General features: G+C 71.4%; 25 protein-coding genes. 18 read left to right on the forward strand and 7 right to left on the reverse strand.

Annotated features, from left to right (window positions below; genetic code table 11):
• Positions 1-36 precede the first annotated feature (36 nt).
• Both ABTZ59_RS05820 and ABTZ59_RS05825 read left to right on the forward strand, forming a co-directional pair.
• A complete protein-coding gene (locus ABTZ59_RS05820; protein ID WP_351391717.1) occupies positions 37-1188 on the forward strand; it encodes an acetylornithine transaminase in 1152 nt (383 codons plus the stop codon).
• A 14-nt stretch (positions 1189-1202) separates the two neighbouring features.
• The gene (locus ABTZ59_RS05825) at positions 1203-1739 is read left to right on the forward strand and encodes an arginine repressor (protein ID WP_351391271.1); all 537 of its coding nucleotides are present in this window, start codon (positions 1203-1205) and stop codon (positions 1737-1739) included.
• A gap of 72 nt (positions 1740-1811) precedes the next feature.
• Here ABTZ59_RS05825 and ABTZ59_RS05830 read toward each other — a convergent pair whose 3' ends face one another.
• The gene (locus ABTZ59_RS05830; protein WP_351391274.1) at positions 1812-2543 is read right to left on the reverse strand and encodes a L,D-transpeptidase family protein; all 732 of its coding nucleotides are present in this window, start codon (positions 2541-2543) and stop codon (positions 1812-1814) included.
• A 119-nt stretch (positions 2544-2662) separates the two neighbouring features.
• The gene (locus ABTZ59_RS05835; RefSeq protein WP_351391277.1) at positions 2663-3244 is read right to left on the reverse strand and encodes a pyridoxamine 5'-phosphate oxidase family protein; all 582 of its coding nucleotides are present in this window, start codon (positions 3242-3244) and stop codon (positions 2663-2665) included.
• Positions 3245-3327: 83 nt separating this feature from the next.
• Here ABTZ59_RS05835 and ABTZ59_RS05840 point away from each other — a divergent pair, with 83 nt between their 5' ends.
• The 3 genes from ABTZ59_RS05840 (at position 3328) to argH (ending at position 6493) form a co-directional block, all read left to right on the forward strand.
• Positions 3328-3726, forward strand: coding sequence for a DUF488 domain-containing protein (locus ABTZ59_RS05840; protein ID WP_351391280.1), 399 nt, complete (start codon positions 3328-3330; stop codon positions 3724-3726).
• 62 nt (positions 3727-3788) lie between these two features.
• On the forward strand, positions 3789-4982 hold the full coding sequence (locus ABTZ59_RS05845; RefSeq protein WP_351391283.1) for an argininosuccinate synthase: 1194 nt from the start codon (positions 3789-3791) through the stop codon (positions 4980-4982).
• A gap of 83 nt (positions 4983-5065) precedes the next feature.
• Positions 5066-6493, forward strand: a complete 1428-nt coding sequence (gene argH / locus ABTZ59_RS05850; protein ID WP_351391286.1) for an argininosuccinate lyase — start codon at positions 5066-5068, stop codon at positions 6491-6493.
• Between the two features lie 82 nt (positions 6494-6575).
• Here argH and ABTZ59_RS05855 read toward each other — a convergent pair whose 3' ends face one another.
• Positions 6576-7109: a hypothetical protein gene (locus ABTZ59_RS05855; RefSeq protein WP_351391289.1), complete on the reverse strand. Its 534-nt coding sequence runs from the start codon at positions 7107-7109 to the stop codon at positions 6576-6578.
• A gap of 106 nt (positions 7110-7215) precedes the next feature.
• On the opposite strand from ABTZ59_RS05855, the gene ABTZ59_RS05860 reads away from it, so the two are divergent.
• Both ABTZ59_RS05860 and ABTZ59_RS05865 read left to right on the forward strand, forming a co-directional pair.
• The gene (locus ABTZ59_RS05860; protein ID WP_351391292.1) at positions 7216-7764 is read left to right on the forward strand and encodes a TetR/AcrR family transcriptional regulator; all 549 of its coding nucleotides are present in this window, start codon (positions 7216-7218) and stop codon (positions 7762-7764) included.
• Positions 7761-9302: an MFS transporter gene (locus ABTZ59_RS05865; RefSeq protein WP_351391295.1), complete on the forward strand. Its 1542-nt coding sequence runs from the start codon at positions 7761-7763 to the stop codon at positions 9300-9302. Before ABTZ59_RS05860 ends, ABTZ59_RS05865 begins: the two co-directional genes overlap by 4 nt.
• Before the next feature lie 118 nt (positions 9303-9420).
• Here ABTZ59_RS05865 and ABTZ59_RS05870 read toward each other — a convergent pair whose 3' ends face one another.
• Complete coding sequence (locus ABTZ59_RS05870; protein ID WP_351391720.1) at positions 9421-10050, reverse strand: lysophospholipid acyltransferase family protein; 630 nt, start codon at positions 10048-10050, stop codon at positions 9421-9423.
• Positions 10051-10326: 276 nt separating this feature from the next.
• On the opposite strand from ABTZ59_RS05870, the gene ABTZ59_RS05875 reads away from it, so the two are divergent.
• The 3 genes from ABTZ59_RS05875 (at position 10327) to ABTZ59_RS05885 (ending at position 12735) form a co-directional block, all read left to right on the forward strand.
• A complete protein-coding gene (locus tag ABTZ59_RS05875) occupies positions 10327-11490 on the forward strand; it encodes a glycerophosphodiester phosphodiesterase (RefSeq protein ID WP_351391297.1) in 1164 nt (387 codons plus the stop codon).
• A gap of 146 nt (positions 11491-11636) precedes the next feature.
• Entirely contained in the window at positions 11637-12179 is a 543-nt protein-coding gene (locus ABTZ59_RS05880) for an RNA polymerase sigma factor (protein WP_351391300.1), read from the forward strand.
• Positions 12180-12216: 37 nt separating this feature from the next.
• Positions 12217-12735, forward strand: coding sequence for a GNAT family N-acetyltransferase (locus ABTZ59_RS05885; protein WP_351391303.1), 519 nt, complete (start codon positions 12217-12219; stop codon positions 12733-12735).
• A gap of 120 nt (positions 12736-12855) precedes the next feature.
• On the opposite strand, the gene ABTZ59_RS05890 is transcribed toward ABTZ59_RS05885, so the two are convergent.
• Positions 12856-13269 (reverse strand): hypothetical protein, encoded by a 414-nt coding sequence (locus tag ABTZ59_RS05890; RefSeq protein ID WP_351391306.1) that lies wholly within the window; start codon positions 13267-13269, stop codon positions 12856-12858.
• Between the two features lie 4 nt (positions 13270-13273).
• Positions 13274-13633 carry a hypothetical protein gene (locus ABTZ59_RS05895; RefSeq protein WP_249951080.1) on the reverse strand — a complete coding sequence of 120 codons (360 nt, stop codon included), beginning with the start codon at positions 13631-13633 and terminating at the stop codon, positions 13274-13276.
• 583 nt (positions 13634-14216) lie between these two features.
• Between ABTZ59_RS05895 and ABTZ59_RS05900 the strand changes: the two genes are divergently transcribed.
• The 8 genes from ABTZ59_RS05900 (at position 14217) to ABTZ59_RS05935 (ending at position 25440) form a co-directional block, all read left to right on the forward strand.
• Entirely contained in the window at positions 14217-15296 is a 1080-nt protein-coding gene (locus tag ABTZ59_RS05900) for a methionine ABC transporter ATP-binding protein (protein ID WP_351391311.1), read from the forward strand.
• Positions 15293-15964: a methionine ABC transporter permease gene (locus ABTZ59_RS05905; RefSeq protein ID WP_351391314.1), complete on the forward strand. Its 672-nt coding sequence runs from the start codon at positions 15293-15295 to the stop codon at positions 15962-15964. The genes ABTZ59_RS05900 and ABTZ59_RS05905 overlap by 4 nt, the downstream gene beginning before the upstream one ends.
• A 73-nt stretch (positions 15965-16037) precedes the next feature.
• Positions 16038-16898: a MetQ/NlpA family ABC transporter substrate-binding protein gene (locus tag ABTZ59_RS05910; protein ID WP_351391317.1), complete on the forward strand. Its 861-nt coding sequence runs from the start codon at positions 16038-16040 to the stop codon at positions 16896-16898.
• A 147-nt stretch (positions 16899-17045) separates the two neighbouring features.
• A complete protein-coding gene (locus ABTZ59_RS05915) occupies positions 17046-17684 on the forward strand; it encodes a GNAT family N-acetyltransferase (protein WP_249951076.1) in 639 nt (212 codons plus the stop codon).
• A gap of 168 nt (positions 17685-17852) precedes the next feature.
• Positions 17853-19073 carry a precorrin-6y C5,15-methyltransferase (decarboxylating) subunit CbiE gene (cbiE, locus tag ABTZ59_RS05920; RefSeq protein ID WP_351391320.1) on the forward strand — a complete coding sequence of 407 codons (1221 nt, stop codon included), beginning with the start codon at positions 17853-17855 and terminating at the stop codon, positions 19071-19073.
• A 345-nt stretch (positions 19074-19418) separates the two neighbouring features.
• Positions 19419-22775: a nicotinate-nucleotide--dimethylbenzimidazole phosphoribosyltransferase gene (cobT, locus tag ABTZ59_RS05925; RefSeq protein WP_351391323.1), complete on the forward strand. Its 3357-nt coding sequence runs from the start codon at positions 19419-19421 to the stop codon at positions 22773-22775.
• Positions 22776-23396: 621 nt separating this feature from the next.
• On the forward strand, positions 23397-24629 hold the full coding sequence (gene cobA, locus ABTZ59_RS05930) for a uroporphyrinogen-III C-methyltransferase (protein WP_351391326.1): 1233 nt from the start codon (positions 23397-23399) through the stop codon (positions 24627-24629).
• Entirely contained in the window at positions 24622-25440 is an 819-nt protein-coding gene (locus ABTZ59_RS05935; RefSeq protein WP_351391329.1) for a TrmH family RNA methyltransferase, read from the forward strand. The genes cobA and ABTZ59_RS05935 overlap by 8 nt, the downstream gene beginning before the upstream one ends.
• 13 nt (positions 25441-25453) lie before the next feature.
• Here the strand turns inward: ABTZ59_RS05935 and ABTZ59_RS05940 are convergent, their stop codons facing one another.
• Entirely contained in the window at positions 25454-26674 is a 1221-nt protein-coding gene (locus ABTZ59_RS05940; protein WP_351391725.1) for a serine/threonine-protein kinase, read from the reverse strand.
• Positions 26675-26879 lie beyond the last annotated feature (205 nt).

Consider the following 26879-nt stretch of genomic DNA (forward strand, 5'->3'; position numbering starts at 1 on the left):
GGCAACGAGGAGCTCACACAGCGCTGGCGGGGCGTCATGGCGGACAACTACGGTACGCCGAAGCTGTCCCTCGTCCACGGAGAGGGCGCCAGGGTCAGGGACGCGGACGGCGTCGAGTACACCGACTTCGTCGGCGGCATCGCGGTCAACGCACTCGGTCACGCGCACCCCGCCGTCGTCGAGGCCGTCTCCCGCCAGATCGCGTCTCTCGGCCATGTCTCCAACCTCTTCATCGCCGAGCCGCCGGTCGCGCTCGCCGAGCGGCTGGTGCAGCTCTTCGGCCGCCCCGGCCGGGTCTTCTTCTGCAACTCCGGCGCCGAGGCGAACGAAGCGGCCTTCAAGATCGGCCGACTGACGGGCCGTCGGCACATGGTCGCCACCGACGGCGGCTTCCACGGCCGCACGATGGGCGCGCTGGCCCTCACCGGCCAGCCCGCGAAGCAGGAGCCCTTCCGCCCGCTGCCCGGTGATGTCACCCATGTCCCGTACGGGGACGCCGAGGCGCTGCGCGCCGCGGTCACCGAGGAGACGGCCCTCGTGATCATCGAGCCGATCCAGGGCGAGAACGGCGTGGTCGTCCCGCCCAGGGGCTATCTGGAGGCGGCCAGGGAGATCACCCGCGCCACCGGCACCCTGCTGGTGCTCGACGAGGTCCAGACCGGTGTCGGCAGGACGGGGCACTGGTTCGAGTACCAGGCGCACCAAGGCGTCGAGCCCGATGTCGTCACCCTCGCCAAGGGGCTCGGCGGCGGTCTGCCGCTCGGCGCGGCGGTCGCCTTCGGGGCGGCGGCCGAGCTGCTGAGGCCCGGCCAGCACGGTACGACGTTCGGCGGCAACCCGGTCGCCTGCGCCGCCGGACTCGCCGTACTCGACACGCTCGCCGCGGGCGGACTCCTGGACCAGGTGAAGCGGCTCGGCGAGAAACTGCGGAACGGTGTCGAGGCCCTTGGTCATCCGCTGGTCTCCCACGTCCGCGGCTCGGGCCTGCTCCTGGGTATCGTGCTCACCGAGCCACGCGCGCCCCAGGCGCAACAGGCGGCTCAGGGTGCCGGGTTCCTCGTGAACGCGCCCGCTCCGGATGTCGTACGGCTGACGCCTCCGCTGATCATCGGCGACACCGAGGTGGACGCGTTCCTGGAGGCGCTGCCCGGCATTCTCGACGCGGCCGAAGAGGACGGACCATCCTGAGAAACGAGACGACGATGACCGACGCCCAGGACACCGAGCACGGCGGGCAGTCCGTGCCGCAGACCAGAACCGCCCGCCACCGCAGGATCGTTGACATCCTGAACCGGCAGCCGGTGCGCTCGCAGAGCCAGCTGGCCAAGCTGCTCGCGGACGACGGGCTGAGCGTCACCCAGGCGACGCTCTCCCGGGACCTGGACGAACTGGGCGCGGTCAAGATCCGTAACACCGGCGGCGAGTTGATCTACGCGGTTCCGAGCGAGGGCGGCTTCCGGACCCCGCACGCCCCGCTCGGGGAGTCGGCGAAGGAGGAGCGGATGCGCCGGCTCGCCGGTGAACTGCTCATCTCCGCCGAGGCGTCGGCCAATCTCGTCGTCCTGCGCACGCCGCCGGGCGCGGCGCAGTTCCTCGCCTCGGCCATCGACCAGGCGGAGTTGAGCGACATCCTGGGCACGATCGCGGGGGACGACACCCTGATGCTGATCAGTCGCGACCCGGCGGGCGGCCAGGCGCTCGCGGACCATCTGCTGAAGCTGGCCCAGAACGACCGCTGAGAGCGGGGTGGGGCGGGGGCGGCCCGTGGACGCCGTACAGCGGCCGCACCCCGCGCCACGGCCGGGGGCCGGTCAGGAGGCGCTTTCGGCCGCCCTCACGGAGGTGATCGCCGTCGGCCCCGAGGCCGTGCCGATCGCGATATGCGGACGGCGGTCCGGATCGGCCCACGCCAGTACGTCGCTCATCGCCTCGGCCGGTACGGAGACACAGCCGGCCGTCGGTCCCGCGCCATTGACGTGCAGAAAGATCCCGGCGCCCCGGCCGCGTACCGGCTGGTCGTAGTTGAAGCCGATGACCAGGGCGAGTTCGTACTGGGACGGATAGTCGGCCAGACGCTCGGACTCCGACGCCCGGCAGTCCGACGGCAGACCCTCCACCCAGCGGTTGTACGCCACCGACCGGGTGTCCTGGCACCACCAGGAGCGCTCCGTCACCGGGCGGTAGCCGACCCGCGTCCCGGCCGGCGCGGACGCGAGGCCGAACGCGTACGGCAGGTCGAACATCCCGGTCGGGGTGGTCGAGGTGCCCTGCGTACGCGACCGGCCCTCGACCAGTCCGCCTGCTCCGAAGCGGGCCTTGGCGGAACCGGCCGCCACCCAGCGCGCGCCACGCCGGTCCCACCAGGTCACCCTGCCGGTGGTGGCTCCGGGCTCCGGGGCCTCCGCGGTGATCAGCTGGCTGCCGCCGCCGGTGTCCGCCATCCGCTCGGGCAGCGGCACATCGACCGACCGCGCGCCGGGAGAGGCGGCCGTGAGCGTGGTGACGGTGAGCAGGACGGAGCCGAGTACGAGAGCGATGCGCATGCCCGGACCGTATGCCGCCGGGAGAGCGGCGGCCTCCCCGCTGCTCCGAACGGCGGTGCGCCCGCACGGAGCGGCAGTGCGGCGGGGCGCGCCGGCGGCGCGCCCCGCTGTGTGTTCCGTCAGTCCGCGCGCGCCGGGAGCGGCAGCGGCAGCGCCGGCAGCCCGTCCAGGCTCACCCCGACATGGTCCTTCTTCGCGCAGTACGCGGCGAACTCCTCGTCCGACTTCCGGCCGAAGTGCTCGGCGTGCTGGGTGCGCTCCTCCCGGTAGTCCATGAAGGGGACGGCGAAACCGCAGGCGTCACTGACGCGCTCTGCGTGGATCACGATGATCGCGCGGGCGCCGGGCCCGTCCGCGTCCGCGAAGAGGCCGATGTACTCGCCCCAGCGCGGATCGTCCCGGAAGACCGGTTCGCCCTGTCCGTGCACCCGCAGCACCTTGGGCGGTCCGTTGAACGCGCACCACATCAGCGTGATGCGGCCGTTCTCGCGCAGATGCGCGATGGTCTCGGCGCCACTGCCGCCGAAGTCCAGATAGGCGAGGGTCAGCTCGTCGATCACGACGAGGGTCCCGGCCCGCCCCTTGGGCGAGAGATTGACATGACCGTCGTCCGCCAGTGGCGCGGTGGCGGTGAAGAAGACGGGCTGTTCCTCGATGAAGGTTCTGATCCGGCCGTCGATCCGTTCGTATCGCTTGCCCATGTTCTGGATTATCGACGCCGAGAGCCTGGACGGAAGGCTGTTCTCAACGGGTGGGACGGCCCGTCGAGCCGCACGATGGAGCGATGACGAAGGCACGGAGGACGAAGGACGGCAGCGGGGGACACGAGGTGCGCGTGCGCCGGGTGTACGAGGCGCCGGAGCCCGGTGACGGGACCCGGGTCCTGGTGGACCGGCTCTGGCCGCGTGGCCTGGCCAAGGGCGAGGCCGCGCTGGACGAGTGGCTGAAGGACGCCGCGCCCTCGGCGGAGCTGCGCAGGTGGTACGGGCACGATCCGGCGCGGTTCGAGGAATTCGCCGGTCTGTATGCCGCCGAACTCGCCGGACCCGGTCCTGAGCAGGCGCTCGGCCGGCTGCGCGAACTGGCAGCCGAGGACACGCTCACCCTGCTCACGGCCACCAAGGACATCCGGTACAGCCATGCCACGCTGCTCGCCGCGGCGGTCCGCGGGGAAGCGCGTTGACAAAACAATACGGTGCATCGCATAGTTATACCTGTCAGTGAATGCACCGTAAGGAGAAACCCGTGACCGAGCGCGTCGTACTCGCCTACTCGGGCGGCCTGGACACCTCCGTCGCCATCGGCTGGATCGCCGAGGAGACGGGCGCCGAGGTCATCGCCGTCGCCGTGGACGTCGGCCAGGGTGGCGAGGACCTGGACGTCATCCGCAAGCGCGCGCTCGCCTGCGGTGCCGTCGAAGCCGAGGTCGCGGACGCGAAGGACGAGTTCGCCGAGGAGTACTGCCTCCCGGCGATCAAGGCCAACGCCCTCTACATGGACCGCTATCCGCTGGTCTCCGCGCTCTCCCGGCCGACGATCGTCAAGCACCTCGTCGCCGCCGCGAAGAAGCACGGCGCGGACACCGTCGCCCACGGCTGCACCGGCAAGGGCAACGACCAGGTGCGTTTCGAGGCCGGTATCACCGCCCTCGGCCCGGATCTGAAGTGCATCGCCCCGGTCCGCGACTACGCGATGACCCGGGACAAGGCGATCGCCTTCTGCGAGCAGAAGAACCTCCCCATCGCGACCACCAAGAAGTCCCCGTACTCCATCGACCAGAACGTCTTCGGACGGGCCGTCGAGACGGGCTTCCTGGAGGACATCTGGAACGGTCCGATCGAGGACGTGTACGAGTACACCTCGAACCCGGCGACGCCCCGCGAGGCCGACGAGGTCATCATCTCCTTCAAGGAGGGCGTGCCTGTCGCCATCGATGGCAAGCCCGTCACCGTCCTCCAGGCGATCCAGCAGCTCAACGAGCGGGCCGGCGCCCAGGGCATCGGCCGGATCGACATGGTCGAGGACCGGCTCGTGGGCATCAAGTCCCGGGAGATCTACGAGGCCCCCGGCGCCATCGCGCTGATCACCGCCCACCAGGAGCTGGAGAACGTCACCGTCGAGCGCGAGCTGGCCCGCTACAAGCGGCAGGTCGAGCAGCGCTGGGGCGAGATCGTCTACGACGGCCTGTGGTTCTCCCCGCTCAAGCGCGCCCTGGACGGCTTCATCAACGAGGCCAACCAGCATGTCACCGGCGACATCCGGATGACCCTGCACGGCGGCCGGGCCGTCGTCACCGGCCGGAAGTCGGACGAATCGCTGTACGACTTCAATCTCGCCACGTACGACTCGGGCGACACGTTCGACCAGTCCAAGGCGCAGGGCTTCATCGAGATCTTCGGTCTTTCGTCGAAGATCGCCGCACGGCGTGACCTCGCCTGATCCGAACCGTTTGACAGTCCGCCTCCCCGTTCCTCCGCGGCGGGGAGGCGGTCGTACTTTCCGATCCCTTCTGAGGAGCAGCAGTGAGCAGCAGCAACGGTGATGTCCGGCTCTGGGGCGGCCGGTTCGCCGACGGTCCGGCGGAGGCGCTGGCGGCCCTGTCCGCGTCCGTCCACTTCGACTGGCGGCTCGCGCCGTACGACATCGCCGGCTCCCGCGCCCACGCCCGCGTGCTGCACAAGGCCGGGCTGCTCACCGCCGATGAGCTGACCCGGATGCTGGCCGGTCTCGACCAGCTGGAGGCCGATGTCGCCGACGGCTCGTTCACCGGCACGGTCGCCGACGAGGACGTCCACACCGCGCTGGAGCGCGGCCTGCTGGAGCGGCTCGGCGCCGACCTCGGGGGCAAGCTGCGCGCCGGACGGTCCCGCAACGACCAGATCGCCACGCTCTTCCGGATGTACCTCCGTGACCACGCCCGGATCATCGGCGCACTGATCGCGGACCTCCAGGACGCGCTGGTCGGGCTCGCCGAGGCGCACCCCGATGTCGCGATGCCCGGCCGTACGCACCTCCAGCACGCCCAGCCCGTCCTCTTCGCCCACCATGTGCTGGCGCACGCGCAGTCGCTGTCCCGGGACGCGGAGCGGCTGCGGCAGTGGGACAAGCGCACGGCGGTCTCCCCCTACGGCTCCGGTGCGCTGGCCGGGTCCTCGCTCGGGCTCGACCCGGAGGCGGTCGCCGCCGACCTCGGCTTCGAGCGCGGCTCGGTCGGGAACTCGATCGACGGCACGGCCTCCCGCGACTTCGTCGCCGAGTTCGCGTTCGTCACCGCGATGATCGGCGTCAATCTGTCGCGGATCGCGGAGGAGATCATTCTCTGGAACACGAAGGAGTTCTCCTTCGTCACCCTCCACGACGCCTTCTCCACCGGCTCCTCGATCATGCCGCAGAAGAAGAACCCGGACATCGCCGAGCTGGCGCGTGGCAAGTCCGGCCGGCTGATCGGCAATCTGACCGGACTGCTGGCCACGCTGAAGGCGCTGCCGCTCGCGTACAACCGCGATCTCCAGGAGGACAAGGAGCCGGTCTTCGACTCCTGCGACCAGCTGGAGGTCCTGCTGCCCGCCTTCACGGGCATGATGGCCACGCTCACCGTCAACCGGGAGCGGATGGCCGAGCTGGCACCGGCCGGCTTCTCGCTCGCCACGGACATCGCCGAGTGGCTGGTCAGGCAGGGCGTGCCGTTCCGGGTGGCACACGAGGTCGCGGGGGAGTGCGTCAAGGAGTGCGAGACGCTCGGTATCGAGCTGGCCGACCTGACGGACGAGCAGTTCGCCAAGATCTCCGAGCACCTCACCCCTGACGTGCGGACGGTGCTCGATGTGCCGGGCTCGCTGGCCTCCCGTGACGGCCGGGGCGGTACGGCCCCGTCGGCCGTCGCCGTCCAGCTCTCCGAGGTCAAGGCCGATCTGGTGATACAGCACGCCTGGGCCGACGCCAAGAAGTGACCACCGGGCGAGAAGTGACCACCGCCGAGAGGTAACCACCGCCAAGAAGTTACCGGCCCCCCGGAGCCCCTGGGCAGGGCTCTTACAGCGCCGCCGCCCACCGCGCGAGCGTGTCGAAGTCCGGACGGATCAGCCCGATCCCGGGATCGATACGCATCAACAGGGCGGCGGCGAGGTGGCGTTGGTCGGCCCACTCGCGGTCGTACGAGGTGATCTCGTCGTCGACCCAGGCGAAGGGCCGTCCGGCCGCGTACTCCAGTACGTACGGCGTCTTCCAGAACGTCCCGCGAGGGGCCGCCCGCTGCGCGCCGGACCACTCGATGTACGGCAGCTCCGGCAGCCCGAGGACCGGACCGATCCACTCATTGGCGTCGTCCTCCCAGGTGGTGGCCCAGACCAGCTCGTACCGGTCGGCGAGCGCCAGCAGTTCCACCCCGTGCTCCGGGTTGAGCAGCACGGCCAGCGGCTGATCGGGCGGCCAGCCGGAGGGCCGCATCCAGTGTCTGACGTAGCCCTCCGGCGCCCCCTCGGTCGCGAGCGCGAGATACGGGTTCAGCGGACCGTCGACATCGATCAGCAGCAGTGGCTTCGTACGCGAATCCGTGCGCGCGCTCATACGCGAGTCCATATGCGACTTCATACGCGGGTTCGTTCCTTCTGGGTAGTGGTTCAACGTTGTATTGAGTGAGACATCTGTGTCTCAATTGGGTTATGGTCGTCTCATGACGGTCGATCGTGAACAGGTGCTGCGCACCGCCGCCGCCCTTCTCACCCGCAGGGCAACCGCCACCATGGACGAGGTCGCCCGGTCCGCCGGGATGGGGCGAGCGACGCTGCACCGGCATTTCGCCGGGCGGGACGCGCTGATCAAGGCGCTGGAGGAGCTGGGTCTCAGAGAGATGGGGACGGCCCTCGACGAGGCCCGGCTGGACGAGGGCCCGGCGGACGAGGCGCTGCGGCGGCTCATCGCGTGCGTCGAGCCCTCCGCCGGGCTGCTCGCCTTCCTCCTCACCGAGAACCAGCTCTTCGAAGGCGATGTCTACGACGGCTGGAGCCGCACCGATGCCAGGGTCTCCGCGCTCTTCCGGCGCGGACAGGAGGAGGGCGTGTTTCGGATCGACCTCAGCCACGCCTGGCTGACGGACGCCCTCTACGGACTGATCAGCGCCGGCGCCTGGACCGTCCAGGACGGTCGCGCCGCGCCCAAGGATTTCCAGCACATGATCGCCGAGCTGCTGCTCGGCGGAGCACGACGGAGCGTGACGCCATGACCAGCAGCCATCTCACGATGACGGAAAGCGATCGGACGCCCCGTCCCGGGCGCTGGATCGCACTCGCCGTGCTCGTCCTGGCCGTGCTGCTGGTGGCCGTCGACGCCACCGTACTGGGCCTCGCCACACCGTTCCTCAGCGAGGACCTCAAGCCGACCGGCGCCCAGCTCCTCTGGATCGGCGACATCTACTCCTTCGTCATCGCCGGTCTGCTGGTCTCCATGGGCAGCCTCGGCGACCGGATCGGCCGCAAGAGGCTGCTGCTGACGGGTGCGGTCGCCTTCGGTGGACTCTCCGTCCTCAACGCCTACGCGACCACCCCGGAAATGATGATCGTGGCCAGGGCGCTGCTGGGTGTCGCCGGCGCGACGCTGATGCCCGCCACCCTCGCCCTGATCCGCAATCTCTTCCACGACCCCAAGGAGCGCAGCCTCGCCATCGGTATCTGGGGCGCGATGGCCTCCGCGGGCGCGGCGGTCGGTCCGGTCGTCGGCGGCTTCCTGCTGGAGCACTTCTGGTGGGGCTCGGTCTTCCTGATCAATCTGCCCGTGATGGCCGTCCTGGTGATCGTCGGCATCAGGACACTGCCCGAGTCGAAGAACCCCGCGCCCGGCCCCTGGGACCTGATCAGCGTGCTGCTCTCGCTGGTCGGCATCGTGGGCGTGGTCTACGCGATCAAGGAAGGGGCCACGCACGGCCCCGGCGTGAACGTCGTCGTCGTGGGCCTGCTGGGCGTGGGCGCGCTCTACTGGTTCGTACGGCGCCAGCTCACCCTGCCCGCTCCGCTGCTCGACATACGGCTCTTCCACCACCGGGGCTTCTCCGGCGCGGTACTGGCCGACCTGCTGACCATCCTCGGCCTCTCCGGGCTGGTCTTCTTCCTGTCGCAGTACCTGCAGTTGGTGCAGGGCCGCCGGCCGCTGGAAGCGGGGCTGGCCGAACTGCCCGCCGCCGTGGGCGCGGTGGCGGCGGGGCTCCTCGCGGGGACCGTCGCACGCCGTTACTCCGTACGGTCGGTGGTGACCGGCGGGCTCGCGGCGATCGGTCTGTCCCTCGCGGCGCTGGTCACGATCGACCAGTCCACCGGCTATCCGCTGCTCGGCGCCGTGCTGCTGATCGTCGGCGTCGGCGCGGGCTTCTCCTTCACCGTCACCGCGGATGTGATTCTCTCCAGCGTCCCCAAGGAACACGCCGGTTCCGCCTCCGCGGTGTCGGAGACGGCCTACGAACTGGGCGCGGCGCTCGGGATCGCGCTGCTCGGCTCGATCGTCACCGGCGTCTACCGGGGCTTCCCCACCCCGTCCGGTGTCCCGGCCGACGCGGCCTCGGCCGCGCACGAATCCCTGGGCGGCGCGGTGGAGGCCGCCGCCGGGATCCCCGGGCACTCCGGGGCCGCTCTGGTGGCGGCGGCGCAGGAGGCGTTCGTGGACGGCCTGCGCGTCGCCGCCGGGGTGGGCGCCGTGGTGCTGCTGGCCACCTCGCTGGCGGCCTGGTTCCTGCTGCGCGGCCAGAAGCTGGAGGAGGGTGTGGAGCACTGAGGGCGCTTCGGGCACGGACGGCGCATGGCGCTGACGGCGCAAGATGCTGACGGCGCGTCGGGCGTGGCGGGAGGTCGGGCGTGGCGGGCGAGCTCCCCACCACGCCACCCCCGACGGGTTACGCCGCCTTCGCCTTCGTGGCGTACATGTCCACGTACTCCTGCCCGGACAGCTCCATGACCTCGGTCATCACCGAGTCCGTCACGGCCCGCAGCACATAGCGGTCGCGGTCCATGCCCTCGTACCGCGAGAACTCCATGGGCTTGCCGAAGCGCACGGTCACCTTGCCGGTCCGGGGCATGCCCGAGCCGTTCGGCTGGAGCTTGTCCGTACCGATCATCGCGAACGGCACCACCGGGGCGCCCGTCATCAGCGTCAGCCGCGCGATGCCCGTACGGCCCCGGTACAGCCGGCCGTCGGGGGAGCGGGTGCCCTCCGGATAGATACCGAAGATATTGCCCTCCTCAAGGACCCGACGGCCCGTCATCAGCGCCGCGACCCCGCCCCGGCCGCCGTCGCGGTCCACCGGGATCATGCCCACGCCGGTGAAGAACCAGGCCATCAGCCTGCCCTTGAGGCCCTTGCCGGTGACGTACTCGTCCTTGCCGATGAAGAAGACCTGACGGTCACAGACCAGCGGCAGGATCATCGAGTCGATGAAGGTGAGATGGTTGCCGGCGAGGATCACCGGCCCGCTCCCCGGAATGTTCTCGGCGCCTTCCACACGGGTGCGGAACATCAGGCGCATGATCGGTCCGAGCGCTGCCTTGATGAGCGCGAAGCGGGACAACGGGTCCTCCGGTCTCGTGCGAGGTTGTGCGACGGCCTCTAAATCTCTGCAGGTGAGGACGGTACTCGCAACTCCACACGAGCGCACATCGAGTTCATCGACCGGATACGCGGTGTTGACGTGAGTTTCTGTCACGTTCGCCCAGGGTCTCCCGTACGGCAGACGTGGCGGCCTACGCTCGGCCCTCGCTTGGCAGTCGTTGACAGGTGCGGGACATCACATCGAGGAGTGTTCATGACACAGGGTGCGCGGAATACGCCCGGACGGCGGACCGTACTGGGAGCGGCGGTGCTCGGCTCGGCGGCCGTGGCACTGCCCGCCTCGGCGCAGGCGGCCGAGCGCGCTGTCGAGACCGGGCGGGGCGGCCACGGACCGGCGAAGCCGGCGCTGCCCGTACCCACGATCATCGGCCACCGCGGAGGCAGCGGCTACCGTCCCGAGCACACTCTCGGCTCGTACCAGCTCGCCCTCGACCTCGGCGCGCATGTGATCGAGCAGGACCTGGTGCCCACCAAGGACGGCCATCTGGTGTGCCGTCACGAGAACGACATCACGGGCACCACCGATGTCGCGGACCACCCGGAGTTCGCGGGCCGCAAGACCACCAAGAGCGTCGACGGCGTCAGCCTCACCGGCTGGTTCACCGAGGACTTCACGCTCGCCGAGCTGAAGACGCTGCGCGCCAAGGAGCGCATCCCGGGCGTCCGGCAGCAGAACACCCTCTACGACGGCCGCTGGGAGATCCCCACCTTCGAAGAGGTCCTGCGCTGGGCGGACGACCAGGGCCGCCGTCTCGGCCGCAAGATCTGGCTGTACACCGAGACCAAGCACCCCACCTACTTCCGCGGTCTGGGCCTCGGCCTGGAGGAGCCCCTCGCGAAGCTGCTGCGCCGCTACGGACGCGACCGCAAGGACTCCGCGATCTTCCTCCAGTCCTTCGAGCCGAGCAGCATCCAGCGACTGGCCAAGCTGGTCTCCTCGCCGGGAGTCGTCCTGCTCTCCGGCGCGGGCACCCGCCCGTGGGACTTCGAGGTGGCGGGCGACCCGCGCAAGGTCGACGACCTCGTCAAGCCCGAGGGCCTGAAGTGGATCGCGTCCTACGCGCAGGGCCTCGGCCCGACGCTCGACCTGATCATCCCGAAGGACGCCACGGGCAAGCTGGGCAAGCCCACCACGCTGGTACGGGACGCGCACGCGCAGGGGCTGGTCCTCCACCCGTACACGATGCGCAACGAGAACTCCTTCCTCCCCGCCGACTTCCGCAGGGGCACGGACCCGAACGCGTACGGCGACGCCTTCGGCGCCTTCCAGGCGTACTTCGCGACCGGCATCGACGGCATCTTCACCGACAACCCGGACACCGGGCTGCTGGCGCGGGCGGACTTCGTCAGCCGCTGACCGCGCGTGCCCCGGTCGGGTGACCGCCCGGCCGGGGAGCAACCGCCCGTCGTCGCGCGGACGTCACGGCGGGCATGACATCAGTCCGGCCCACCCGGCCCCTCCCCGCCTCCCGACCACCCCAGCCCGCGGCGCACCGCCCGCCCATGGCCGTCCGGCCCTCGGAGTCCGGGCGGTCGTCGGCTCTCGTCCACGCGCTGCTTCCACTGGTGCGCGCGGAGGCGGCGGCGGAGGCGCCGGGGGCCGGGGCCGAGCCGGGAGACCTCGAACAGGCCGCCTGGGTACGGCTGCTGGAACGACCCGCCGCCGAGCCCTGGCCAGGTGACGCCGCGCGCCGGGTCCGGGATGTCGTACGGGCCGAGGCCCGCCGCGCACGGCGCACCGCCGCCCGCGAACTCCCGTACGGCTACGAACCGGCCGCCGGGCCCGAGTCCGACCCCGAGCGCGCCGCGCTGCGCACCGACCGGAGGCGGACGCTCCGTGCGGCGGTCGGCCGCACCCCCGGCCGCTGTCCGCGGGTCCTGACCGCGATGCTGTCGCCGGACGATCCCACCTACCGCGAGATCGCGGGGGAGTTGGGTATGTCACAGGGCAGTTTGGGACCGTTACGTTCCAGATGCCTGGGATGCCTGCGCAGAATGCTGGCGGCCGAGGTTCCGGCTCCTGAACTCGGGGGAAAGGAGCGATAGACCACCGGCGGACCAAGTGAGCGGGAGGCATGCACACATGGGCATGAGCGTGACCATCTCAGCGGCGAGCGCGCAGGACGCGGAACAGATCCTGAAGCTTCAGTACCTGTGCTACCAGAACGAGGCCGAGCTGTACGGCGACTACACCATCGAGCCACTGACCCAGACGCTCGACGACCTGAGGGCCGAACTCGCCCAGGGCCATGGCCTGGTGGCCAGGCTCGGCGACGAAGTGGTGGCGTCGGTGCGCGGCAGCGTCGACGCGACGGGCACCGCCCGGATAGCCAAGCTCATCGTCCATCCCCGGATGCGGCGCCATGGCCTGGGTGGACGGCTGCTCGACGCCATCGAGACACACTTCGCGGGACAGCCGGCCGCCCAGCGCTTCCAGCTCTTCACCGGCCATCGCAGCGAGGGCGATCTCCGGCTCTACCGCAGCCGCGGCTATGCCCCGGTGGCGACGGAGCAGGCGGGCCCCCGACTGAGACTCATCACCCTGGAGAAGGAAGCCTCGAAGGAGGCCGCGGCCGTCGGAGCGTACGTCGCCAGCGCCTGACGTGGGGGCGGAATCCCCGGCGGCGCGACCCCAGGGGCACGGCCTCAGGGGTACGAAGGGGGTTCCGCTTCTCGGACACCCGGCACGGGCGGCCGTGCGGGGTACGGCGTGCGGTGGCGCCTACCGCCGCGACGTGCGCAGCCAGAGAATGCCGGTGACCGGCAGCAGCACCGGAATGAAGAGATAGCCCATCCCGTAGTCCGACCAGACCGTGGCGTCCGGGAAGGCCGACGGATCGGCCAGCGTCCATGTCCCGATGGTCAGTACGCCCACCAGCTCCGCGGCGCAGCAGAACAGAGCGGCCTTCCGGGCCGCCTCCCCGCCGCGCACCAGCGTGTAGGTGATGAACGCGTAGACCACGGCGGCGACTGCGGAGAGCGCGTAGGCCAGTGGCGCGCGGTCGAACTCCGTGGCGATCTGGTAGACCGACCGGGAGACCGCGCCGACCGACATCACGCCGTACAGCCAGACCAGCAGCAGACCGGGACCCCGGACCAGCCGGACCGGTGCCCCGTCGGCGCCTTCGGTGGTCATGTCGTCAGCCTTCCCAGATGTCATGGAGCCGTACTTCCAGCACGGCCAGGACGACCGCTCCGGCGGCGACCGTGACCGAACCCCAGCGGGTCCGCTCGCTCAGCGACAGGAATCCGGCGGCGGGCACCGCGAACAGCGCGCCCAGCAGATACGAGACGAAGATCACCGAGCCCTCGTCGGCCTGCTCGCCGCGTGCCAGTCGCACGATCCCCACCACCAGCTGCGCCAGTGCGAGCACCGACACCACGGCCATGCCGATGAAGTGCCAGTCCTTGGTGGGCTGGTCGCGGTAGGCGGCGAAGCCGCACCAGGCGGCGAGGGCGAGCGCGGCCACGGAAACCGCGACCGTCAGGGCGACAAGCATGGCCCCGAGCGTATTACGGGGCGAAAGGCCCGCCGCGCGCACCCCCGCGAGGCGGGCGCCGCCGAGCGCCGGGACCGTGGCCTTGACCACAGCGCCCGACCGCCCGAGCGGGCCCCTGCTGGTGCCGCCCCTCCGCTCTACGTGGTATCCGCGCAGGTCACGGCAGATATGGCGGATGCCCGTACGGTCTCGGGGAGGTCCCCACCCGCCGTCCGCTATACGGACGACTCGTCGGCGTCCTTACTCACGTCTGTTTTACTTACGGCATGACCACAACGAGCTACCGCGTCCCCGCGACCGAGGCGAACCACGCGCCCGGTGCTCGTTGTCTGTGTCGAATGTGCGCCAACTGAGGGCCCCTGCCTGAGCCTCGCGCCCCGAAGCGAGACCCGACAGCCGAGCCGCGCCCGTCCCCCGTGAAGGCCATGAGAGAGCCATGGCCCGAAGGCCGGCCGGCGCATCGTGCCTGCCCCGCGTGTACCGCCCCCCGGTCACCCACCACATCAGCGTGCCAGGTCGCAAATGACGAATGCCCCGTGCCCGGCGGACCCCTCGCCGCGCACTCGACAGTGACGGAAACCCTGTGATCACTACAACGGGCCTGACGAAGATCTACCGGTCCGCCCAGTCGCGCGGCCGCGAGGTCACCGCGCTCGACGGCGTCGACCTGCATGTCCGCGAGGGCGAGGTCTTCGGGGTCGTGGGACAGAGCGGCGCCGGCAAGTCCTCGCTCATCCGCTGTGTCAACCTGCTGGAACGCCCCACCTCCGGCACGATCATCGTCGACGGCCAGGACCTCACCGCGCTCGCGGGCCGAGGCCGGCGGGCGGGCAAGGAACTGCGCCGGGCGCGCGGTTCGATCGGCATGGTCTTCCAGCACTTCAATCTGCTGTCCTCCCGCACGGTCAGGGACAATGTCGAACTGCCGCTGGAGATCCTTGGAGTGGCGGGCCGGGAGCGTACGCGCCGCGCCCTGGAACTGCTGGAGCTGGTCGGTCTCGCCGACAAGGCCAAGGCGTATCCGGCCCAGCTCTCCGGCGGCCAGAAGCAGCGCGTAGGCATCGCCCGCGCGCTGACCGGCAACCCCAAGGTCCTGCTCTCCGACGAGGCGACGAGCGCCCTGGACCCGGAGACCACCCGCTCGATCCTCCAGCTGCTGCGCGACCTCAACCAGCGGCTCGGGCTGACGGTGCTGCTCATCACGCACGAGATGGACGTCGTGAAGACGATCTGTGACTCGGCGGCGCTGATGCGCGAGGGCCGGATCGTCGAGTCGGGCACGGTCGGCGAACTGCTCGCCACCCCCGGATCCCCGCTGGCGCAGCAGCTGTTCCCGGTGGGCGGTACGGCCTCCGGCCCCGGCCGTACGGTCCTCGACGTCACCTTCCACGGCGCCGCCGCGACCCAGCCGGTGATCTCACAGCTCGCCCGGACGTACAACATCGACATATCGATCCTGGGCGCCGCGATGGACACCGTCGGCGGCCGGCAGATCGGCCGGATGCGGATCGAACTGCCCGGCGCCTACGAGGACAACGTCGTACCGATCGGCTTCCTGCGCGAGCAGGGGCTCCAGGCCGAGGTCGTGGACGACACGGACGCCGACACCGACTCCGACGCGGTGACCGCCGTCCCCGCACTTGTGAAGGAAGATGCCAAGTGACCTGGTCGCAGATGCAGCCACTGCTGTCCCAGGGGACCATCGACACCCTCTACATGGTGCTGTGGTCCGCGCTCGTCACCCTCGTCGGCGGACTGCCCCTCGGCGTCCTGCTGGTCCTCACCGACAAGGGCGGACTGCTCCAGAACACCGTGGTCAACAAGGTCGTCGGGGTGATCGTGAACATCGGCCGCTCGCTGCCGTTCATGATCCTGCTGATCGCGCTGATCCCGTTCACCACGCTGATCGTCGGCACCTTCATCGGCCCCACCGCGATGATCGTGCCGCTGGCGGTCGGCGCCATCCCGTTCTTCGCGCGGCTCGTCGAGACGGCGATCCGCGAGGTCGACCACGGGCTGGTCGAGGCCGTCCAGGCGATGGGCGGCTCGATCCCCACCATCGTCCGCAAGGTGCTGCTGCCACAGGCCCTGCCGTCGCTGGTGTCCGCCGTCACCACCACGGTCATCGTGCTCGTCGGCTACTCGGCCATGGCCGGGGCGGTCGGCGGAGAAGGGCTCGGATCCAAGGCCGTCACCTATGGATTCCAGCGCTTCGAGAACGGCTTCATGATCGCCACGGTCGTGGTCCTGATCGCGATCGTCACCGTGGTCCAGCTGCTCGGCGACGGGGTCGTACGGCTGCTGGCCCGCCGCGGCCGTACCGCCACCTGACCGGATCCCACCCTCCGGCCCGTACTCCTTGTCCGGGCCGCGTCACCCGCATCACCAGAAAGAGGCACTTTTCGTGCGTACCACCATCAAGTTCAGCGCGGCAGCCGCCGCCACCGCCGCCCTCACCCTCGGCCTCAGCGCCTGCGGCACCGCCTCCGACCCGGGCTCCTCGTCCGCCGCCGGAGCCTCCGCCGACACCTCCAAGCCGCTCGTCGTCGCCGCGTCCCCGACACCGCACGCCGACATCCTGAACTTCGTCCAGAAGAACCTGGCGGACAAGGAAGGCCTCAAGCTGGAGGTCAAGGAGTTCACGGACTACGTCCTGCCGAACACCGCCACCCAGAGCGGCGAGGTCGACGCCAACTTCTTCCAGCACAAGCCGTATCTGGACGACTTCAACAAGAAGAAGGGCACCGACATCGTGCCCGTCGTCAATGTCGAACTGGAGCCCCTCGGCCTCTACTCCAAGAAGATCAAGGACCTCAAGGAGCTCACCGCGGGCCAGAGCGTGGCCATCCCCAACGACACCACCAACGAGGGCCGCGCGCTCAAGCTGCTCGCGGACAATGGCGTGATCACGCTCAACGACGGCGCGGGCAGCGACGCCGACCTCGCCGACATCAAGGACGCCAAGGGCCTGGAGTTCAAGGAACTGGAGGCCGCCACGCTGCCCCGTGCCCTGAACGATGTCGACGCCGCCGTCATCAACGGCAACTACGCCATCGAGGCCGACCTCAAGCCCGCCAAGGACGCCCTGGCCCTGGAGAAGGCCGACGGCAATCCGTACGCCAACTTCCTCGCCGTCAAGCGCGGCTCCGAGAAGGACCCCCGGGTGGAGAAGCTCGCGAAGCTCCTGAACTCGCCCGAGGTGAGGAAATACATCGAGGACACCTACGAAGGCTCGGTCGTGCCCGCTTTCGGTGCGGCCAAGTAGTCACCGCAGTAACGTTCTTGTCGGCGAGAGCCCCGTACACGCCTGTCGTGTACGGGGCTTCCGCAGCCGTACGGACCCGGCCATGCGCATCCGCCACCCGATGCTGCATGCTGTGCATTTACCGCGGACTGAGGCATGGAGCTGCGCATGACTACCACCTTTCCGGACGTTTCCATCAGCACGGAGCGGTTGGTGCTGCGCCCCTTCGAGCAGGCGGACATCCCGGCGCACATCGAGATGATGAATGACGAGCTGGTCACGGCCTGGACCTCCGTCCCCCATCCGTATACGAGGAGAGACGCCGAGGAGTGGATCGGCAGAATCGCCCCCGCCGAACGCCTGGAAGGGCGCGGGATCGCGTTCGCCGTCACCGAGTTCCTCACCCAGCGACTCGTCGGCATCGTGCGGCTGCGCAGAACCAATTGGCACGCACTCTCCACCGAGGCCGCGTATGTGACCGCACCCTGGGCGCGCGGTGAGGGATACGCCACCGAATCGGCGCTCGCGGTCGCCCAGTGGCTCTTCCGCGACCAGAAGTTCGAACGCATCGAGGTGCGCACCCCCGCCGACAACACCGCTTCCCAGCAGGTCGCGCAGAAGATCGGCTGCATCAGCGAGGGCGTCCTGCGCAACGCCTGGATAGCGCGCACCCAGACCGAGGACGGCGGCTGGACCGACATCCGCACCGACCTGATCGTCTGGAGCCTGCTGCCCGAGGACCTCGAAGGCGTCGCAGAACAGATGGCGGACGCGACGGGCTACGCGTCCTTCACCGACTGGAACTGACGCTCACCCCCCACCGCCCGGTCGCCTCCCGACCCGGCCAGGTACTCTCACCGTGCGCTCACGACCGTACGGGCACAGCTCCGTGCGACGACCGCGATCCACCACCGGCAGCGACCCCACCCTGCCCGCATCTGTCCCGCTCACGACGACTTACGGAGACTGACGACGATGGCCGACCGCGTCACGGTGATCGGCTGGGACGGCTCGCCCCTCACCGCCGCGGCCAAGTCCGCGCTCTCCGCGGCCACTCTGGTGGCCGGAGCCGCCCACCATCTGGCGCTCCCCGAGGTGCCGCCCGGCGCCGAGCGCATCCGCCTCGGCTCGATAGACCTCGCCGCCCGCCGGATCGCCGGACACCGTGGCAGCGCCGTGGTCCTCGCCGACGGCGACCCCGGCTTCTTCGGCGTCGTACGCACCCTGCGCGCCCCGGAACACGGCCTGGAGGTCGAGGTCGTCCCCGCGGTCTCCGCCGTGGCCGGCGCCTTCGCGCGGGCCGGAATGGCCTGGGACGACGCCCAGGTCGTCGTCGCCCACCGCCGCACGCTCCGCCGCGCCGTCAATGTCTGCCGGGCGCACACCAAGGTCGCCGTCCTCACCTCCCCGGGCGCCGGACCCGCCGAACTCGCGCTGCTCCTCGACGGGATCCACCGCACCTTCGTCATCTGCGAGGAACTGGGCACCGAGCGGGAACAGGTCACCGTCCTCACCTCGGACAAGGCCGCGGACCATGTCTGGCGCGACCCGAACGTGGTGATCGTCATCGGCGGAGTCGGCACCACCGCCTCCCCGGGCAGCGGCTGGATCGCCGGCCGCGACCCCGGATACCCGCCGGCCGAACGCGGCTGGGCGCTGCCCACCGAGGAGTACGGCGTCGAGCTGGACGAGGGCGAGTCAACCTGGCTGCGCGCCGCCCAGCTGGCCCGGCTCGGTGCCCGCACCGGCGACCTCGTCTGGGACATCGGCTGCGGCAGCGGAGCCCTCGCCGCGGAGGCGGCCCGCTTCGGCGCGGCCGTCATCGCGGTGGACGCCGAGCCGGGAGCCTGCGCCAGCACGGCCGCCGCCGCCCGGCGCGCCTGCGTACAGCTCCAGGTCGTCGAGGGGCGGGCGCCCCACGTACTTGAGCGGCTGCCCGAGCCCGATGTCGTAAGGATCGGCGGCGGCGGTCTCGATGTGGTCACCGCCTGCGCCGACCGCCGCCCCGAGCGCATCGTCACCCACGCGGCCACCCGGGACGAGGCGGAAGCCGTCGGAACGGCCCTGGCGGCAGGCGGATATGAGGTGGAGTGCGCACTGCTCCAGTCCGTCGGACTCGACACCGGCGACTGGTCCGAGCGCGAACGCTCCGTCGTCTTCCTGGTCTCCGGACAGCGTCCGGAAAGCGGCCCCTGACCCTGCTGCCGCGCCGCGCGAGGTAGGCTGGCCGATCGTTGTACAGCAGCCGGGCGTTCGTCACTTCGTTCGTCAATGTCCGGAAAAGGGGCCCGTTTTGGGCCCTGATGTGGTACGGCGAGAACCGGGGGACGCGCGACGTGGCGCAGTCCACAGCGGGCCGTGGCGGATACCACCGCCAGGGCCCTGAAAGACCGCGGGAGCTCAGACACCAGGGCCGACGCGGGCCTTTCGTGCCGCCCGGCGCCCACGCTCGTTGTTCATGACGGGCTCCGGAAGCGCCGCGGATCGGGCGCCCCGGCGGAAGGGCTGAAGGAGCAGAACCAATGGGCGAGGGGTACGCACATGACTGACACCGGCCAGGTCCCGGTCGAGGGACTGCCGGAGAACGCAGGCATGGTGGAGCAGCCGGGCATCCCCGCTCCCGGCGCGTACACCTACCTCGCCCCCTCCGCACCCGTCACCGAGGAAGAAGACCTCCTGCTCATGCCGAGCGCCCAGGGCGGCTGGAACGACCCCCAGGTGGTGCCCGCCGAGGCACCCGTCGCCTATGCCGCACCGGAGGGGTACGCCGCGCCCGACGGCTACGCCGCCGCGCCGGAGACCTACGCCCCGGCCGCGCCCGAGGGATACGCCCTTCCCGAGCAGGCCCTGATCCAGCAGCAGATGCCGCCCATAGAACAGCCGGCGCCGATCCAGGAGCCGGTGGCACAGGTCCCGGCCGAGACGCCGGACGGGTACCAGCCACAGCCGGAATTCACCGCCGAGCCGGAGCGCGCTCAGGTCGTGGAGGCCGCGTTCGAGCAACCGGCCACCCCCGTGGAGCCGGCGGTCCCGGCCGTCTCCGAAGAGCCGACCGACGTGCCGGCGCCGGTCCAGACCTCGCACCAGCCGGGCGCGCACGAGGCCGGTGGCCGGGACACCGGCTCGGTCGATCTCACCGGCGTACGCATCCCGGCGGCCACGCCTGCCGCCGCCCCGGCGCCCGCGCCCGTCCCTGTCCAGACGCCGGTGCGCCGCCCACTGCACATGGGTCCGCCGGTGCCCGACCCGACGGGCGGCGTGGTGCGTTCGCTCGCCGACCGAGGACCCGCGGGCGCGCCGACACAGGCCGTGCGGGTACGCGCCCAGGCCCAGGGACCGGCCACCACGGGCCCGGAGTATCTGGATGTCCCGCGTGAGGAGCCCGCCGTCCTGGCGGGACCGCAGCTGAGCGAGATTCCGCCGCAGGCGGGGGCCCCATGGGCGGCCGAGCCCGTGGCCGTGGCCGTGGCGCCGGTGGAAACGGTCGTCCCGGAGCCGCAGGCCCAGCCCGAGCCTGTCCCGGTACCCGTCCCGGCGGAGCCGGAGGCCGCCGCCGTCGAGCCGGAACCGCTTCCCGAGCCGATCGCCCCAGAACCGCCCGCTCCGGAACCGCCCGCCGCGGAGCAACCGCCCGAGCCCACACCGGAGCCGCGGCCCGAGCCCGTGGCCGAGAGCCCGGCCGCCGCCGTGGCCGAAGCGCCGGAAGCGTCGGCTCCCGCCGCCGAGCAGATCGAGCGGCCGACGAAGGAGCCGGCGCCCGTACCGGCCCCGGAGTCCGAAGTCGCCCCGGAGCCCGAGCCGGTTCAGGAGTCCGCGCCTGAAGCCGCGTCGGCGCCCGAGCCGGTACCGGTCCAGGAGTCCGCGCCCGAAGCGGCGCCGGAGCCCGAGCCGGTACCGGTCCAGGAGTCCGCGCCCGAAGCCGTGCCGGAGCCCGCGCCGGTCCAGGTGGCCGCCCCGGAACCGGAGCCCGCGCCCGAGCCGGAACCCGTACCCGTACCCGTACCGGTCCAGGAGTCCGCACCGGAACCAGCGCCGGAGCCCGAACCCACACCGGAACCGGAACCTCTCGCGGAGTCCACCACCGCACCGGAGCCCCTCGCCGTACCCGTAGCCGTACCGGAGCCCGAGCCTCAGGCGGAGGCCGAGCCCGTCGCGCAGGCGGGTACCGCGGCCCCGTCCGGTTACGACGACGCCGAACGCGACGCCGTGCTCCGGGTGATGCGCGAACGCCGGGACATCCGTAACGGCTTCCGCTCCGACCCCGTCCCGCACGACGTGCTGCTGCGCGTCCTGGAAGCCGCCCACACCGCGCCCAGCGTCGGCCACTCCCAGCCCTGGGACTTCGTCGTCATCCGCTCCGCCGAGACCCGGCGGTCCATGCACGAACTGGCACAGCGTCAGCGTGACGCGTACGCCAAGGCGCTGCCCAAGGGCCGGGCCAAGCAGTTCAAGGAACTGAAGATCGAGGCCATCCTCGACACCCCGGTGAACATCGTCGTCACCGCGGACCCCACGCGCGGCGGCCGGCACACCCTCGGCAGGCACACTCAGCCGCAGATGGCCCCGTACTCCTCGGCGCTCGCCGTGGAGAACCTGTGGCTCGCCGCCCGCGCCGAGGGCCTGGGCGTCGGCTGGGTCAGCTTCTTCGACGAGCGCGAGATGGTGCGCGCGCTGGGGCTGCCCGAGCACCTCGAAGTCGTGGCGTATCTCTGTGTCGGATACGTCGACGAGTTCCCCGTCGAGCCCGAGCTGATGCAGGCGGGCTGGTCCAAGCGCCGGCCGCTCTCCTGGGTCGTCCACGAGGAGACCTACGGCCGCCGCGCCCTGCCGGGCGAGGAGCCGCACGATCTGCTCCAGGAGACCATCGCCGGAATCCGCCCGCTGGACGCCAAGGCCCTGGGCGAGGCGTGGGAGCGGCAGAAGCGGATGACCAAGCCCGCCGGCGCGCTCGGCATGCTGGAGATCATCTCCGCCCAGCTGAGCGGATTGTCCCGGCTCTGCCCGCCACCGATCCCGGAACCGGCAGCCGTCGCGATCTTCGCGGGCGACCACGGCGTGCACGCGCAGGGGGTGACCCCGTGGCCGCAGGAGGTGACCGGCCAGATGGTCGCCAACTTCCTGGGCGGCGGCGCGGTGTGCAACGCGTTCGCGACCCAGGTGGGCGCGGAGGTCTGCGTCATCGACGTCGGTGTCGCGGGCGAACTCACGGCGACGCCGGGCCTGCTGCCCCGCAAGGTCCGCGCGGGAACGGCCGACTTCACGACGGGTCCCGCGCTGAGTCGCGAGGAGGTCCTCGCGGCGATCGAGGTCGGCATCGAGACGGCCCGCGATCTGGTGGCCGCGGGCAACAAGGCCCTGCTCACCGGAGAGATGGGCATCGCCAACACGACCGTCTCGGCCGCGCTGATCTGCGTCTACACCGGCCAGGACCCGTCGGAGGTCACCGGACGTGGAACGGGCATCAACGACGAGACGCACGCCCGCAAGGTCGACGTCGTCCGCCGGGGTCTCGAACTCCACCAGCCCGACCCGTCCGACCCGGTCGGCGTCCTCGCCTCGATCGGCGGCCTGGAACACGCGGCCCTGGTCGGATTCCTGCTGGGCGGCGCGTCGTTGCGTACGCCGGTCATCCTGGACGGCGTGAGCGCCGGCGCGGCGGCGCTGGTCGCCCGGGCGATCGCCCCGGAGGCGCTGGCGGCCTGCATCGCGGGCCACCGCAGCGCGGAGCCGGGCCATGTCGCGGCCCTCAACAAACTCGGTCTGCGCCCCTTGGTCGACCTGGACCTCCGCCTGGGCGAGGGCACGGGCGCGTTGCTGGCGCTCCCGGTGGTCCAGAGCGCGGCGCGGGCGATGCATGAGGTGGCGACGTTCGACTCGGCGGGGGTAACGGAGAAGTAGGGGGTCGCCTCCGGCGGCGGTGCGTTCCGGGCCGCGCTCCGCTTTGGCGGGGCCGGTTTCCGGGTGCGGGTTGTTGCCGGGGTGCGTTGCGGGGGTGCGCTCCGTTTTGGCGGGGGCCGGTGGGTCGGGTGCGGGTTGTCGCCGGGGTGCGCTCCGGGTTCGCGTCCTGGACTGCATGATTTACGGCGCGTTCTGCCCGGTCGATGGTTCGGGCGTTCGTGCGCCACAAATCACGCTCTACGTCCCGGACACGATCCCTGCGCGCCCCCCTTCACCGCCCGCACAAGCGGCCCGGCCGTGCGCGGGGTGGTGGCACCGTCCCGCACCCCACCGCCGGGCCGATACCGGCGGAGTTGGGCTGGGCGCCCACGGGCGGAGGGGGTCGGGGCCGGAGGAGGTGCGTGTCCGGACGTAAAGCGTCGCAGCTCGTGCGAAGCACGGTGAGGAAAGCAGTCCGGACACGGACCTCTGGAGGCCCCGGCCCCCGGCACCACGACGCCCGCACCCGCACCACCCCCGACCTCGCGCCGTAGGCGCACCGCACCCCGCCGGAGGCGAACCGCCCCGCCCGTAAGCTGGTCACCCCACCAGCCCCGTCACACCCGAGGAGCCCCCACCCACATGCCCGAGCACGCCGAGCACCCGCACCCCGCCTACCCCGTCGGACTCCGCCTCGCCGGGCGGCGCGTCGTCGTCGTCGGCGGCGGGCAGGTCGCGCAGCGCCGGCTGCCCGCGCTCATCGCGGCCGGCGCGGACATCGTGCTGGTGTCGCCGTCCGCCACCCCCTCCGTCGAGGCCATGGCGGCGGCCGGCGAGATCCGCTGGGAGCGCCGCCGCTACGAGGAGGGCGACCTCGCCGACGCCTGGTACGTCCTCGTCGCGTCCAGCGATGAGCATGCCAACCGCACCGCGTCCGCCGAAGCGGAGCGCCTCCGTGTCTGGTGCGTACGCAGCGACGACGCGGACGCCGCCACCGCCTGGACGCCCGCCACCGGCCGTAGCGAGGGCCTTACCGTCGCCGTGCTCACCGGGCATGACCCGCGCCGCTCCGCCGCCGTACGGGACGCCATCGTCGAGGGGCTGCGGGACGGCACGCTCGCCGCCCCGCACCGTCGAAGCCGTACCCCCGGCGTCGCGCTCGTCGGCGGCGGCCCCGGCGACCCCGACCTGATCACCGTGCGTGGCCGCAGGCTTCTCGCCGAGGCGGATGTCGTGATCGCCGACCGTCTCGGCCCGCGCGATCTGCTGGACGAACTGCCGCCGCACGTCGAGGTGATCGACGCCGCGAAGATTCCGTACGGCCGTGCCATGGCCCAGGAGGCGATCAACGAGGCGCTGATCGAGCACGCCAAGGCGGGCAAGGCCGTGGTCCGGCTCAAGGGGGGCGACCCGTTCGTGTTCGGGCGGGGGATGGAGGAGGCGCACGCGCTGGCCGCGGCCGGTATCCCGTGCACCGTCGTGCCCGGTATCTCCAGCTCCATCAGCGTGCCGGGGGCGGTCGGAATCCCCGTCACGCACCGTGGGGTGGCGCATGAGTTCACCGTCGTCAGCGGGCATGTCGCCCCCGACGACGACCGCTCGCTGGTCGACTGGGCCGCGCTCGCCCGGCTCCGGGGCACGCTCGTGCTCTTGATGGCCGTGGACAAGATCGGCGCGATCGCCCAGGCACTCGTGGCGCACGGCAGGGCCCCGGAGACCCCGGTCGCCCTGGTGCAGGAGGGCACCACGGCCTCGCAGCGACGGGTCGACGCCACGCTCGCGACGGTCGCGGAGGTCGTGCGGAGCGAGGAGGTCCGGCCCCCGGCCGTCATCGTGATCGGCGAGGTCGTCGCCCTGGGGGCACCCCGTGGCTGAACTCATCACCATCGACGACCCCGACGACCCGCGCCTGCGCGATTACACCGGTCTGACCGATGTCGAGCTGCGCCGCAGGCGCGAGCCGGCCGAAGGGCTGTTCATCGCCGAGGGCGAGAAGGTCATCCGCCGGGCCGGCCAGGCCGGCTACCCCATGCGGTCGATGCTGCTCTCGGCGAAGTGGGTCGACACCATGCGGGACATCATCGACGAGGTCACGGCCCCGGTGTACGCGGTCGGCCCGGAGCTGGCCGAGCGGGTCACCGGCTACCACGTGCATCGCGGCGCCCTCGCCTCCATGGCCCGTAAGCCGCTGCCCACGGTGGACGAGGTGCTTCGTACGGCACGCCGCGTCGCCGTCATGGAGGCGGTCAACGACCACACCAACATCGGCGCGATCTTCCGCAGCGCCGCGGCTCTCGGCATGGACGCCGTCCTGCTCTCCCCGGACTGCGCGGATCCGCTCTACCGCCGCTCGGTGAAGGTCTCGATGGGCGCGGTGTTCTCCGTGCCGTACGCCCGGCTCGACGGCTGGCCCCGGGCGCTGGAGGGCGTACGGGCGGCAGGCTTCCGGCTGCTGGCGCTCACCCCCGACGAGCGGGCGGTCCCGATGGACGAGGCGGCTCCGCACCGGCTGGAGCGGGTCGCGCTGATGCTGGGCGCGGAGGGTGCCGGGCTGTCGGGGCGGGCGCTGGGCGCCGCCGACGCCTGGGTCCGGATCCCCATGGCGCACGGCGTGGACTCGCTGAACGTCGGCGCGGCGGCGGCGGTCGCCTTCTACGCGGTCACGACGGGCCGCCCGGAGAGCTGACCGGTCACACCGCTCAGAGCTGCTGGGCCGCCGCGATGCCCAGTGCGACGATCAGCGTCACGACGACGAAGACGATCAGCCGCTGCCGCAGCAGGCGGGGGTTGGCGGGCCGTAGCTTGCCCGAACTCGTGCGCGGGCCCGGCTTCGGCCGGCCGCTGCCCGTGCGGGGGGCGCCGCCGGACCGCGGGGGGCGCGGTGAACCGTTGCGCGGGGAGGAACCACCGGTACGGGGGGAGGAGCCGGTGCTCCGGGAGGGCCCCGGACGCGACGCGGGGCCGCCGGAGGCTCCCGGTGCCCGACTCGGCGCGCCGGGTCCGACGGCCCGCTCCGTATAACGCTCGGTAAGCCGCCCGGTCGTCAGCTCCTGCCCGTTGCGCGTGCGCTGTATGGGCGGCCGGCTCTCGGAGAGCCCTTGGGCCTCCCGCGCCGCGATCTCCTTGAGGCGCATCGACAGCTGGAGCGTGCTGGGACGTTCCTCCGGGTCCTTGGCCAGGCAGGCCCGCACCAGCGGGGCGAGCGCGTCCGGCATCCCTTGGAGGTGGGCCTCCTCATGGACCACCCGGTAGAGCATGACCTCGGAACTGCCGTGCCCGAACGGGGAGTCGGCGGTCGCCGCGTAGGCGAGCGTGGCGCCCAGCGAGAACACGTCCGTGGCCGGGGTGACCGCCGCGCCGCGCACCTGCTCCGGCGCGAGGAAGCCGGGCGACCCGACCGCCGTGCCGACGTGCGTCAGCGTGCTCGCGCCCGTCGCCCAGGCGATGCCGAAGTCGATGATGCGCGGGCCCTTGGGGGAGAGCAGGATGTTCGACGGCTTGAGATCACGGTGTACGACGCCCGCCTCGTGGACGGCCACCAGCCCCTCGGAGAGCGCGGCGCCCACCGAGGCGACCTCGGCCGCGCAGAGCGGACCCTCCTCGTTGACCTTGTCGTGCAGCGAGGGGCCCGGCACATACTGGGTGGCGAACCACGGGCGGTCCGCGTCCAGATCCGCGGCCACCAGCCGTGCCGTACAGCCGCCCCGGATCCGCCGCGCGGCGGAGACCTCGCGGGCGAACCGCGACCGGAACTCCTGATCCTCGGCCAGATCCGGCCGGATCACCTTCAACGCGACGCGCTGACCACGCCGGTCGGAGCCCAGATACACGACCCCCATCCCGCCGGCGCCCAGCCGCCGGTGGATCCTGAACGAGCCGACGACACGCGGGTCCTCGCGCCGGAGCCGCATCATCGCCATGTCCATCCCCGCTGCCCGGTCGTCCGTGTGACGTGGCACAGCTTACGTACCCGCGCCCCGGCGCGCTCATAGGCCGCGCCCTCGCGCACCGACCGATTGTCAGTGCTGGGTGGGAAACTTGAGTAGTGGTCAGGGGAGTGGCGGAGCCCAGACCCGCCGACCCGTGCGTGATCTCAAAGGTCTGACGCAGAAGGGGGATTGGATC

The sequence above is a fragment of the Streptomyces sp. NPDC094034 genome (assembly GCF_040303865.1).
Classification (GTDB): domain Bacteria; phylum Actinomycetota; class Actinomycetes; order Streptomycetales; family Streptomycetaceae; genus Streptomyces.

Coding starts and splice junctions, on each gene's coding strand:
- ABTZ59_RS05820 (WP_351391717.1), top strand. CDS start 37: ATGGCGGACAACTACGGTACGCCGAAGCTGTCCCTCGTCCACGGAGAG.
- ABTZ59_RS05825 (WP_351391271.1), top strand. CDS start 1,203: ATGACCGACGCCCAGGACACCGAGCACGGCGGGCAGTCCGTGCCGCAG.
- ABTZ59_RS05830 (WP_351391274.1), bottom strand. CDS start 2,543: ATGCGCATCGCTCTCGTACTCGGCTCCGTCCTGCTCACCGTCACCACG.
- ABTZ59_RS05835 (WP_351391277.1), bottom strand. CDS start 3,244: ATGGGCAAGCGATACGAACGGATCGACGGCCGGATCAGAACCTTCATC.
- ABTZ59_RS05840 (WP_351391280.1), top strand. CDS start 3,328: ATGACGAAGGCACGGAGGACGAAGGACGGCAGCGGGGGACACGAGGTG.
- ABTZ59_RS05855 (WP_351391289.1), bottom strand. CDS start 7,109: ATGAGCGCGCGCACGGATTCGCGTACGAAGCCACTGCTGCTGATCGAT.
- ABTZ59_RS05860 (WP_351391292.1), top strand. CDS start 7,216: ATGACGGTCGATCGTGAACAGGTGCTGCGCACCGCCGCCGCCCTTCTC.
- ABTZ59_RS05865 (WP_351391295.1), top strand. CDS start 7,761: ATGACCAGCAGCCATCTCACGATGACGGAAAGCGATCGGACGCCCCGT.
- ABTZ59_RS05870 (WP_351391720.1), bottom strand. CDS start 10,050: ATGCGCCTGATGTTCCGCACCCGTGTGGAAGGCGCCGAGAACATTCCG.
- ABTZ59_RS05875 (WP_351391297.1), top strand. CDS start 10,327: ATGACACAGGGTGCGCGGAATACGCCCGGACGGCGGACCGTACTGGGA.
- ABTZ59_RS05880 (WP_351391300.1), top strand. CDS start 11,637: ATGGCCGTCCGGCCCTCGGAGTCCGGGCGGTCGTCGGCTCTCGTCCAC.
- ABTZ59_RS05885 (WP_351391303.1), top strand. CDS start 12,217: ATGGGCATGAGCGTGACCATCTCAGCGGCGAGCGCGCAGGACGCGGAA.
- ABTZ59_RS05890 (WP_351391306.1), bottom strand. CDS start 13,269: ATGACCACCGAAGGCGCCGACGGGGCACCGGTCCGGCTGGTCCGGGGT.
- ABTZ59_RS05895 (WP_249951080.1), bottom strand. CDS start 13,633: ATGCTTGTCGCCCTGACGGTCGCGGTTTCCGTGGCCGCGCTCGCCCTC.
- ABTZ59_RS05915 (WP_249951076.1), top strand. CDS start 17,046: ATGACTACCACCTTTCCGGACGTTTCCATCAGCACGGAGCGGTTGGTG.
- cbiE (WP_351391320.1), top strand. CDS start 17,853: ATGGCCGACCGCGTCACGGTGATCGGCTGGGACGGCTCGCCCCTCACC.
- cobT (WP_351391323.1), top strand. CDS start 19,419: ATGACTGACACCGGCCAGGTCCCGGTCGAGGGACTGCCGGAGAACGCA.
- cobA (WP_351391326.1), top strand. CDS start 23,397: ATGCCCGAGCACGCCGAGCACCCGCACCCCGCCTACCCCGTCGGACTC.
- ABTZ59_RS05940 (WP_351391725.1), bottom strand. CDS start 26,674: ATGGCGATGATGCGGCTCCGGCGCGAGGACCCGCGTGTCGTCGGCTCG.